A 12,319-nucleotide genomic window follows, 5' to 3' on the forward strand; every position below is an offset into this window, starting at 1 on the left:
TCTTTCGTCGGTCTGTCGGCGTGTACCGATAGTCTCGATCAGCGACTGTCGAATCTTGTTCGAGCTCAGGCACCCAGTACCTGGCGGCCCTGTAAATTGTCCGAGGTGACTGATGTGGATTGGGGTGTAGATCGTCGGTTGCAATTGATTGTCCCAGGGGGAGAGGTGTCGCGCGCCGCGTCTGAACGGTGCGTTTCGGCAATGCGATCGGGGGGTAGATGAGCTGGGCGATTTGTAACGAATTGCAACAAAACCGTCGATACACCGGGGTATGGATTTCTCTTGTCACCTATGTATCGGAGACAATGGGTGGTTCTGGCTCGTCGAGGTTGGATGAGGTCGGTAGCTGCTGCGAATCGGACGTTCGGCTCGCACGGGTGCGCAATGGTGTGGAAGAGAGGCTGTGGGCGTGAATTCGCTGGGTAACGGAGAACTGGGGAGCGGCAAGCCGGAGGTCGGCAGCTCGCCGGAAGACGTTCAGCGATCCGACGCATTCCCGCTTTCCGCGGCCCAGCTCGGTATGTGGTTCGCGCAGCACCTCGATCCCGCCGTTCCGGTCAACATCGCTCAGTACGTCGAACTCCGTGGTGCTCTGGAACTTGACGCCCTTCGCCAGGCCTGCGCAGACGCCGGTCGCGAAATCGGGTCGGCCTTCGTCCGGATCTTCGAGATCGACGCCCAGCCGTACCAGATCATCGACCCCACACTCGATGATTCGGTCGGTTACGTCGACCTTCGTAGTGAAGACGACTCGCACGACGCTGCCATGCGGTGGATGCGAGCAGATCGCAGCCGGCCGATCGACATGCTCACGGACCGCTTGATCTCTGCCACGATCCTGCGGCTCGGCGAGAATCGCTACTACTGGTACACACGGGTCCACCACACAATTCTCGACGGATTCGGTGCGTCGACGTTCGTCACTCGTGTGGCGGAGCTGTACTCGGCGCGCGTGGAGGGCCGGGATCCGGAGCCGAGTGAGGCCTCCGATCTCCGGAACGTCTACGAGGTGGACAACAAGTACCGCCAGTCGAGTCGTTTCGAAACCGATCGCAAGTACTGGGCAGACAAGATCGAGAATCTCGACGAGATCTCGAGCCTCGCGGGTCGAAGTGCCGCACCGGCTCCAGTCAGTCGGATCGACAGTGCAGCGCTGTCCAACCACGTCGAGGCGCTGCTCGGGCGGTTCCTCGAGCGCATCGAGAAGACCACTGTTGCCGGCACTGTCGTCGCGGCGTTTGCGGCGTACCTCGCTCAGATGACCGGACGAGAGGACGTGTCGCTGAGTCTGCCCGTTTCCGGTCGAACAACAGCCGTGCTGCGTCGATCCGGAGGCATGGTCTCCAACGTCGTGCCGCTGCGCCTGACCGTCACTGCAGAGACCACCGTCCAGGAGCTTCTGGACGACGTCAGGAACGAAATGTCCGGCGCGCTGCGCCACCAGCGGTACCGACACGAGGACATGGTTCGCGGCGGTGACGGGCCGGGTCGGGGCGGATTCTTCGGTCCCTGGATCAACATCATGATGTTTTCCACCGAGTTGGCATTCGGGCCCCTCGTCGGCGAGCTTCACATCCTGTCCACGGGTTTGATCGAAGACCTCGGTGTCAACCTCTACCAGAGCGTCGGCGATACCCGCACGCACATCGACTTCGAGTCGAATCCCAATCTGTACGCGCCCGCGGACGCCCAGCGAAATCACTCGCGGTTCGTAGAGTTTCTCGAGAAGTTCGTCTCGGCCGAAACGAGCCGCAAGGTCTGGGATCTTCCTGTCGCAACCGACGAGGAGCGAAACAAGGTTGCCTTGTGGAACCGCACCGGCTTCCACGTTGCCTCGCAGACCATCACCGAAGCATTCGAGCGTCAGGTCGAGAGAACTCCCGATGCCACCGCTGTCGTTTTCGAAGGCGCCAGCCTCACGTACGCCGAATTCGACTCTCGCGCAAATGGTTTGGCTCGTCAACTCATCGCCATGGGTGTTGGGCCCGAATCGCTTGTAGGACTGTCGATCCGCAGGTCTTTGGACTTGATGGTCGGTCTGTACGCGATTGCCAAGGCCGGCGGAGCCTGGGTACCGGTGGATCCCGACCACCCAGCCGACCGCACCGCCTACATTCTCGAGTCGGCGCAGCCCACGTGTGTTGTGACCACTGCGCGGGACGACGTGGATCTGCCCTCGGGCACACGGGTCATCGAGATCGACACACTGGACTATGGGCAGCTCGACAGCAGGCCGATCGTCAACGCGGATCGCCTGTCTCCCTTGCATTTCTCGAACACTGCGTACGTGATCTACACCTCGGGTTCGACCGGTCGACCCAAGGGTGTCGCGGTCACTCACGCGGCGATCAACAATCAGCTTCAGTGGATGAACGCCGAGTACGGGCTTTCGGCGTCGGACATCTACCTGCAGAAGACCGCTACGACATTCGACGTGTCGCTGTGGGGATTTTTCATGCCGTTGCAGGTCGGCGCCACGCTCGTCGTCGCGACTCCGGACGGTCATCGAGACCCGATCTACGTGGCGAACAAGATCGCGGAGCTCGGCGTCACGATCACCGACTTCGTGCCATCCATGCTCACGCTGTTCACTGCGAATGCACCTGCCGGATCTTGTGATTCGTTGCGCCATGTGTTCGTCATCGGCGAGGCGCTCCCGCCCGAGACGTCTTCCGCCTTCCGCGAACTCGGTGGAGCCGGACTGCACAACCTGTACGGTCCGACCGAAGCTGCGGTATCGGTCACGTACTACGAGGCCGTGGCCACGGATACTACTTCCGTGCCGATCGGTATGCCGCAGTGGAACACTCAGGCGCACGTACTGGACGGGCAACTTCGCCCGACGCCTATCGGTCAGCCGGGTGAGCTCTATCTCGCCGGCGTGCAACTTGCGCGCGGATACGTTGGTCGTCCTGATCTGAGCTCGGATCGGTTCGTAGCCAATCCGTACGGCACAGCTGGCGAGCGCATGTACCGTACCGGCGACCTCGTCCGACGCCGTGAGGACGGAAATCTCGACTACATCGGGCGAACCGACTTCCAGGTGAAGTTCCGTGGGCAGCGCATCGAACTCGGTGAGATCGAGACCGTTCTTCTGGCCCACCCCGACGTTTCCCAGGCTGTCGTCTTGGTGACCGTCACCCCGACCGGTGATCAATTGGTCGGTTACGTCGTGCCGGGTCCGGGCCGAAACATCGATGCTGCAGTGCTCAGTGAGTTCGCCGGGCGAAGCCTCCCGTCGTACATGGTTCCGGCCGCGCTGATGGTGTTGGATGCGTTGCCGCTCAACACGAGTGGCAAATTGGATCGTGCCGGGTTGCCCGAGCCGGTGTTCGCGAGTGCGAAGCAGTACCGCGAGCCCCGCACCGACATCGAGCGGGTTGTCGCTGACGTCTTTGCCGACGTACTCGGTGTCGAGCGCGTCGGTATTGACGACGACTTCTTCGAGCTCGGTGGAAACTCTCTGGTTGCAACACAATTGGTGACTCGAGTGGGTTCGGCGTTGGGAGTGCAACTCGGCGTTCGAGAGCTTTTCGAATCCACCACGGTCGCTACTCTGGCCGCCCGCGCAGAGTTGGTGGCGGGCAACGCCAGGCAGCTCGCGCCGCTGATCGCCAAGCCTCGTCCCGAGGTCGTCCCGCTCTCGCTTGCGCAGCAGCGCATGTGGTTCATCAACCGTCTCGATCCGTCGACGCCCGCGTACAACCTTCCGTTCACGGTCCGGCTCACCGGTTCGGTGGACCCGTCCGCCCTGCATGCCGCGGTGATGGATCTTCTCGAGCGGCACGAGTCCTTGCGGACGATCTACCCTGATGTCGACGGAACTGCGCAACAGTTGGTTCTGCCGGTCGACCGCGCCGCGGTGGAGTTGAACCCGGTCAAGATTCGGAATTCGCATCTCGACGCGGCCCTGTTCGACGTCGCGTCTCGCGGCTTCGACGTGACGCTCGAAATCCCGGTACGGGTTGCTCTCTTCGAGGTGTCTCCGACGGACTACGTCCTGGTGATGGTTCTCCATCACATCGCTGCAGACGGACTGTCGTTCCGTCCGCTCGCACGTGACCTTCTCGTCGCATACTCGGCGCGAAGTGAGAAGTCTGCGCCGGCGTGGACGCCGCTGCCGATTCAGTACGCCGACTACGCCCTGTGGCAGCGCGAAGCACTGGGATCCGACGAAGACCCGCGCTCGGAGTCGTCTCGCCAGATCAACTTCTGGCGCCGGGCACTTGCCGATCTGCCGGATCAGTTGGATCTGCCGACCGACCGACCTCGTCCTGCCATCGCGTCCAATCACGGTGCCAAGCACCATTTTCAGATCAGCGAACGCACGACGCGCAAGTTGAACGAGTTGGCGCGCTCGAGGAGCGTCTCGCTGTTCATGGTGTTGCAGGCGGCGTATGCAACGCTGTTGAGCCGGCTCAGTGGTACCTCCGACATCGCGATCGGTGCCCCGATCGGTGGGCGAGGCGATCAAGCGCTCAACGACGTGATCGGCATGTTCGTGAACACCCTGGTGCTTCGCACCGAGGTCGATCCGAACGAACGATTCGAAGAGTTGCTCGCTCAGGTAAGGGAATCGGGCTTGTCTGCCTACGGGCATGCCGATGTGCCGTTCGAGCGGTTGGTCGAAGTTCTGAGTCCGGCGCGTTCGCAGGCTCGACACCCGCTGTTCCAGGTTGCGCTCACTGCGGAGATCAGTGGACGACGCGAACTGGAATTCTCAGGTGTCAAAGCAGTTGCAGCTGAATTGGAAGTGCCGGTCGCCAAATTCGATCTCGAGCTCATGGTGTCCGAGAATCCTGAAGGCAGCGAAGACTCGGACGTCTTGAGCGCCACCTTCACCTATGCCACGGACCTGTTCGATCCGGCCACGGTGAACACTTTCGCTACTCGGTTCGTGCGCATCCTCGATGCCGTGGCTATCCGACCTGAAACGATCGTCGGCGATATCGACCTGCTCTCACGCTCCGAGCGCACCGATCTGACGGTCGTAGCCGCGGATGACACGATGCCCCGGCAGAGTCTCGTCGACATCTTCCTGTCCGGCACGGCTGAGGCGGATTCGGTTGCTGTGCGCTTCGAGGGTCGATCGATCACCTATCGAGAGCTCGATGAGCAGTCGTCGAAGCTCGCACGGGTTCTGATCGGACGTGGCGCCGGCCCCGAGACCATTGTTGCTCTCGCCTTTCCTCGCTCGTACGAGATGGTCTGTGCAGTATGGGCGGTGGCGAAGTCAGGGGCGGCATACGTCCCAGTCGACCCGAGTTATCCGGAAGATCGTGTCCGGCACATGCTGGCCGATTCTTCGGCCGCGATCGGACTCACGTCGGGACAGTTCGTAGATCAGCTTCCTGCGGTCACAGAATGGTTGGTCCTTGACGGCCAGGCGCTGAACGGAGAACTGTCGGCGCAATCTTCAGCGCCGGTCACGGACGAGGACCGAATCGCTCCGATTCACAATTCTCACGTTGCATATGTCATTTACACATCCGGTTCCACGGGAAAACCGAAGGGTGTCAGCGTCACTCACGGTGGACTCCGTGGGGTCAGAGACGCAGCACAGCGTCGCTACGAGGTAGAACAGTCCTCGCGCTTCCTCCATATCTGTTCACCGAGCTTCGACCCGTCGGTACTCGAATGGATGGTCGCCTTCTCCGCAGGTGCAACTTTGGTGATCGTTCCGTCGACAATTATCGGTGGACACGAGTTGTCGGATCTTCTTCATTCCGAGAAGGTCACACACGCGATCATCACTCCCGCAGTACTCGGGACCATGGAGCCGGCAGAGCTGCCTGAATTGCGAGTCGTCTCCGTCGGCGGTGACGTGACCACTCCCGAGTTGCTGGCGAAATGGGCCCCAGGGCGCGCCTACTTCAATGGGTATGGTCCGACCGAGACCACTATCATCTCGTCGTTCGGCGATCTCGCGATCGGCCGATCGATCGACATCGGGCGTCCCGTCGAGGGCATGTCGGCACTGGTACTCGACGAGCGTCTGCATCCTGTTCCAGTCGGTACCAGGGGAGAGCTCTACTTTGCGGGCGCTGCATTGGCTCGCGGCTACCATGAGCGGCGAGGCCTTTCTGCGGAACGGTTTGTCGCCAACCCGTATTCGCCGGATGGCGAGCGAATGTACCGGACCGGCGATGTCGTGCGCTGGACCGGCGGAGACGCGCGCGGTGACGCGGGGGTTCTCGAATACGTCGGCCGCAGTGACTTCCAGGTCAAGGTTCGCGGATTCCGTATCGAACTCGGTGAGATCGACGCAGTTCTGTCCTCGCACGAGTCTGTGCGCTTCGCGGTGACGGTCGGAAGCGAAGGCGCGGCGGGTGTCACAACCCTCGTTTCCTACGTCGAACTGGCTGACGGGTCGAGTTTCGATCGGGACGTGCTCGCCTCGTTCGTGGCGGAGGCTCTGCCGAGCTACATGGTTCCGTCCGTCATCATGGAACTCGCTGAGGTTCCGTTGACCCCGGTGGGCAAATTGGATCGCCGGGCTTTGCCGGAGCCTGTTTTCGAGGTCCGCGAGTTTCGTGCACCGACCACGCCGGTGGAAGAGATTGTCGCGCAGGTGATTGCGGATGTTCTCGGAGTGGAACGAGTCGGCCTCGACGACGACTTCTTTGAACTCGGTGGCAACTCCCTGGTGGCTACTCAGGTCACCTCCCGATTGGGGCGGGCGCTCGACACTACGGTGCCGGTGCGAACGCTATTCGACGTTTCCACCGTCGAGGCGCTCGCCGCACACATCGAGTCGCACGTAGGTAGCGGCGGGCAGAAGGCGCTCGTCGCACAGGTGCGTCCCGCGGAAATTCCGTTGTCGCTGGCGCAGCAGCGCATGTGGTTCCTGAACCGCTTCGACACCGACTCAGCTGCTTACAACATCACTTTTGCTCTGCACCTGACTGGTCATCTCGATACTGCCGCGATGGAAATGGCGCTGGAGGACGTACTGGCCCGGCATGAGGTGCTCCGAACGGTATATCCGGACGGGGCTTCCGGACCGAAGCAGTCGATTCTGTCGCTCTCGGAGGCGTTCGGCGGGCTGACCGTGGAGTCGGTTTCGGATCAGGACGAGCTCGAAAGTCGAGTCGCTGCAATCGGATCCTCAGCGATCGACGTCACCGTCGACGTGCCGATCCGTGTCCGCCTGTTGACGGTCAGCGACACCGAGCACACCCTTGCGATCGTGGTTCATCACATCGCCGCTGACGGTTGGTCGATGGCGCCCCTGGCTCGCGACGTCATGATTGCCTACTCGGCACGGAAGGACGGGATCGCGCCGGCGTGGCAGCCGTTGACTGTGCAGTACGCCGACTATTCGTTGTGGCAGCGTGAGGTTCTGGGGTCGGAAGACGACTCGGAATCACTGATCTCGCAGCAGATCTCGTACTGGACCGAGACTCTGGCAGACCTACCGGATGTGATCGAGCTTCCGTCGGACCGGTCTCGGCCTGATGTGGCGTCGATGCGCGGCGAGCGATTCGCGTTCGAGATCTCCGGGGATGTGCACCGTCGATTGGACGCGCTGGCACGGGAGAACAACGCGACGCTCTTCATGGCGTTGCACTCGGCGCTTGCCGTTCTGATGGCCCGACTGAGCGGGACCTCGGACATCGCCGTGGGCACTCCTGTTGCCGGTCGCGGGGACGAGGCGCTCGACGATCTCGTCGGTATGTTCGTCAACACGCTTGTTCTGCGCACCGAGGTCGACCAGACCCAGGCATTCACGGATCTGCTGGCTGCGGCGAGTGATTCTGCGCTCGGAGCGTTCGCTCACTCGGACGTGCCCTTCGAGCGGTTGGTGGACGTCTTGGCTCCCGCCCGGTCGCAGGCCCGACATCCGCTGTTCCAGGTTGTGCTGTCCTTGCAGAATCTCGCGCAAACGGCATTGGAACTGCCGGGACTGGCGATCAAGGCCGCCGAAATCGACACGACCACTGCCAAGTTCGACCTCGAACTCGCAGTAACAGAGTCGATCGGCGAAGACGGGATCCAGCAAGGGCTCTCGGCCGAATTCACGTTTGCTGCAGATCTGTTCGACGCTTCGACGGTCGAGGGCTTTGCTCGGCGTCTGGTTCGTATCCTCGAGACTGTCGTGTCGGTTCCTTCGATTGTCGTCGGTGACATCGATATTCTCGATGCGACCGAGCGGGGTGTACTGGCCGATGTTCATGGAGGTCAGTCGGTCTCGGGAACCCTGGTCGAGATTCTCACAGCGGCGGCCGCTGTGGATCCGTCGGCGGATGCGATTCGCTTCGACGGTCAGTCGATCAGCTACCGCGAACTCGACGAGCGGTCGTCGCGACTCGCTCGTGTTCTGATTGAGAAGGGCGTCGGGCCGGAGGATCGGGTCGCGATCGCGATTCCGCGTTCGGCCGATTCAGTTCTCGCTCTGTGGGCAGTGGTGAAATCGGGTGCTGCATTCGTGCCCGTCGACCCGACGTATCCGGTTGACCGTATCGCCCACATGATCTCCGATTCCGGTGCGGTGCTGGGTCTTGCGCTCAGTGACGTCGAGGCAGGATTGCCGTCGGCGTTGGCGTGGGTTGTTCTCGACGACGAGAAGACAGTGGCGGCGTGCGCGGCAGAATCTTGCGCGCCGGTGAGTGATTCGGATCGACGCAGTGCGATCGACGAGCGGCAGCCTGCTTACGTCATCTACACCTCTGGCACCACGGGTCTGCCCAAGGGCGTTGTGGTCACCAATGCGGGTGTGGCGAACTTCTGCGCCGAGCAGGTCGAGCGCTATGCGCTGACCGCGGATGCTCGAACGCTGCATTTCGCCTCGCCGAGTTTCGATGCTTCTGTTCTCGAGTTGCTGATGGCATTCGGAGCAGCATCGACGATGGTGATTGCGCCGACGACGGTGTACGGCGGCGCGGAATTGGCCGAGATCTTGCGCTCGGAGGGCGTGACGCATGCGTTCGTGACGCCCGCTGCGCTGGCATCAGTGGATCCGAGCGGGCTCGACGCGTTGCGGGTGGTTGTCGTCGGTGGCGAAGCCAGTTCGCGGTCTCTCGTTGCCAAGTGGGCGGTGCCGCTTCCGGATGGCGGTGTGCGTGGATTCTTCAATGCGTACGGTCCGACGGAGTCGACAGTCGCCTCGAACATCAGCGATACGCTGACCGCGTTTGATCGTATGAACATCGGCGGCCCGATTCGGGGAATGGCCGCGCGGATCTTGGACGGCCGCTTGCAGCCCGTTCCGGTTGGTGTCGCAGGTGAGTTGTACGTGTCGGGTGTTCAGGTCGCTCGTGGATACCTGGGACAGCCGGCATTGACAGCGGGTCGTTTTGTCGCAGACCCGTTCGGGGCGCCGGGAGAGCGGTTGTACCGCACGGGTGACGTGGTCCGGTGGATCGACGGTGGCGCAGTGGAGTACGTGGGCCGCAGTGACTTCCAGGTCAAGATCCGTGGGTTCCGTATCGAACTCGGCGAGATCGAGGCCGCGCTGACCCGTTGCGCGGGCGTTGCGCAAGCTGTTGCTCTCGTTCGTTCCGACGATCACTTCGGAGATCGTCTCGTTGCATACGTCGTGCCGCAGGCCGGCGCCGAGGTGGATCCCGCACAGGTCATCGAGTCGGTGTCGACGTTCCTGACCGGCTACATGGTCCCCGACTCGGTACTGGTACTCGATTCGATTCCGTTGACCACCGCGGGCAAGACGGACATCAAGGCTCTGCCCTCGCCCGTGTTCGAGTCCAAGGTGTACCAGGCGCCGATCACGACCGTCGAAGAGACTGTCGCGCAGGTGTTCTCCGAAGTTCTCGGAGTCGCACTGGTTGGCCGCGACGACGATTTCTTCGAACTCGGCGGCAACTCGTTGATCGCGACCCGTGTCGCCGCTCGGCTGGGAGAGGCGCTCGACACAAGCGTTCCGGTTCGTGCGCTCTTCGAAGCGTCGACCGTGCAGTCACTCGCCGTCCGGCTCGAGCTGCACGCCGGTTCGGGCGCCACCGCCCCACTGGTGCAGCAGCCCCGGCCAGCTCGGATCCCACTTTCGTTGGCGCAGCAGCGCATGTGGTTCCTGAACAGGTTCGAACCCGCGTCGGCAGTGAACAACGTCCCGGCGGCGATCAGGATTTCGGGCGCCCTCGATGTGGCAGCTCTTGACGCCGCCGTGATCGATGTCGTGGGCCGACACGAATCACTGCGAACTGTGTATCCAGACGTCGACGGCGTCGGCTATCAGGACGTCCTCGACGTCCAAGACGTTGTCGTCGATCTCAGCCCCGTGTCGATCACGGAAGATCGCCTGGCTGCGGGCGTCGCCGAGCTGGCGACAGTCGGCTTCGACGTGACGTCCGAAGTCCCGTTGCGCGCCAAGCTCTTCAAAGTCGGCGACAGCGAATACGTTCTGGTGTTCGTCGTGCATCACATCTCGACCGACGGTTTCTCGATGGGTCCGTTGACCCGTGACGTGATGGTTGCCTACGAAGCACGTACACGAGCGTCGGTGCCGGCTTGGACGCCGTTGCCGGTGCAGTACGCCGATTACTCGTTGTGGCAGCGTGAGGTTCTCGGGTCCGAGGACGATCCGCGGTCCGTGATCGCGAAGCAGATTGCGTTCTGGTCGGATGCGTTGGCTGATCTTCCGGAGCAGTTGGATCTGCCTGCCGATCGTCCGCGTCCCGAGGTCGCTTCAGGGCGCGGAGCCGAGGTCGAGTTCGATATCGACGCCACCCTGCACGAAGCTGTCAATTCGATTGCGCACAGCAGTAACTCGACACCGTTCATGGTTGTTCACGCAGCGCTCGCCGTCGTACTTTCTCGTTTGTCCGCAACGACCGACATCGCGATCGGTACACCGATCGCGGGTCGCGGTGAGGCGCAGCTCGACGATCTGATCGGTATGTTCGTCAACACTTTGGTGTTGCGTACCGAGGTTGATCCGTCGATGTCGTTCACGGATCTGTTGGCTTCGGCGCGTGAAGTGGATCTACAGGCGTTCGCGCATGCGGATGTTCCGTTCGAGCGTGTAGTGGAGGTTCTCGATCCGGTTCGTTCGCAGGCTCGTCATCCGCTGTTCCAGGTGGCATTGACGTTCCAGAACCACGAACAGACAACGCTCGAACTGGGCGACCTCGAAGTGTCGATCGAAAGTGCCGATCTTGCGCTGGCGAAATTCGACCTCCAGTTGACCCTGACCGAACGAACCGACGAGGCCGGCGCACCCGCCGGAATGTCCGCCTCTTTGACGTATGCGACGGATCTGTTCGACGAGTCGACCGTTGTGGAATTCGGTGATCGGCTGGTAAGGACCTTCCGTGCGGTGACTGCTGATCCCACCGTAGCGGTGGGTGACGTTGACATCTTGGTCGATGGAGAACGAAACCTGCTGTCCCGCTTCAGTGCCGGCCAGATCGATCGTGGTGTGGATTCGACGTTGTCGGCGTGGTTCGATGATGCTGCTGCGCGGTTTGGTGATCGGACCGCGGTGCGGTTTGGTGGCGAGTCGTTGTCGTATGGCGAGTTGTCGGTGCGGGCTAATCGTTTGGCGCGCAGGTTGATTGCTCAGGGTTGTGGTCCGGAGTCGTTGGTGGCGGTGGCGTTGCCGCGGTCGGCGGATCTTGTGGTGGCGTTGTTGGCGGTGGTGAAGTCCGGTGCGGGGTATCTGCCGGTGGATCCGTCGTATCCGGCTGATCGTGTCGAGTTCATGTTGGCCGATGCTGCTCCGGTGGCTGCGATTTCGTGGTCCGGGCGTGAGTTGGTGTTGCCCGCTGGTCTGCCGGTGGTTGATATCGACGCGGTGGAGGTGTCGGAGTTCGATGGTTCGGCGGTGGCGGATGCGGATCGTGTTGCGCCGTTGCGGTCGTCGAATGTTGCGTATGTGATTTACACGTCGGGTTCGACGGGTCGCCCGAAGGGTGTGCAGGTTCCGCACACGACGGTGGCGAAGTTGTTTGCGAATACCGAGGGTGTGTACGGGTTCGACGAATCCGATGTGTGGACGATGTTCCACAGTTATGCGTTCGACTTCTCGGTGTGGGAGTTGTGGGGTCCGCTGCTCTACGGCGGCACGTTGGTGGTTGTGGATTATGTGACGTCGCGGTCGCCGGAGCAGTTCTTGGAACTGCTTGCTGCTGAGCGGGTGACGGTGCTCAATCAGACGCCGTCGGCGTTCTATCAGTTGGCCGAGGCTGATCGGTTGGCGTCGGAATCCGGTCAGGCCGCTGAGTTGTCGTTGCGGTGGGTTGTTTTCGGCGGCGAGGCGCTCGAGCTGCGTCGCTTGTCGGATTGGTACGGCCGCCGCGGTGACTCCGCGCCGACGTTGGTGAACATGTACGGCATCACGGAGACGACGGTGCATGTGAGC

General features: G+C 62.0%; 1 protein-coding gene. It reads left to right on the forward strand.

The genetic code is table 11. The features are described from left to right. Window positions 1–409: 409 nt before the first annotated feature. On the forward strand, window positions 410–12,319 hold an 11,910-nt coding region (locus ACFQ6H_RS15615), incomplete at its 3' end, for an amino acid adenylation domain-containing protein (RefSeq protein ID WP_378647088.1).

Origin of the sequence: Rhodococcus sp. NPDC056506 (genome assembly GCF_042794945.1) — a bacterium.
Taxonomy (GTDB): domain Bacteria; phylum Actinomycetota; class Actinomycetes; order Mycobacteriales; family Mycobacteriaceae; genus Rhodococcus_F.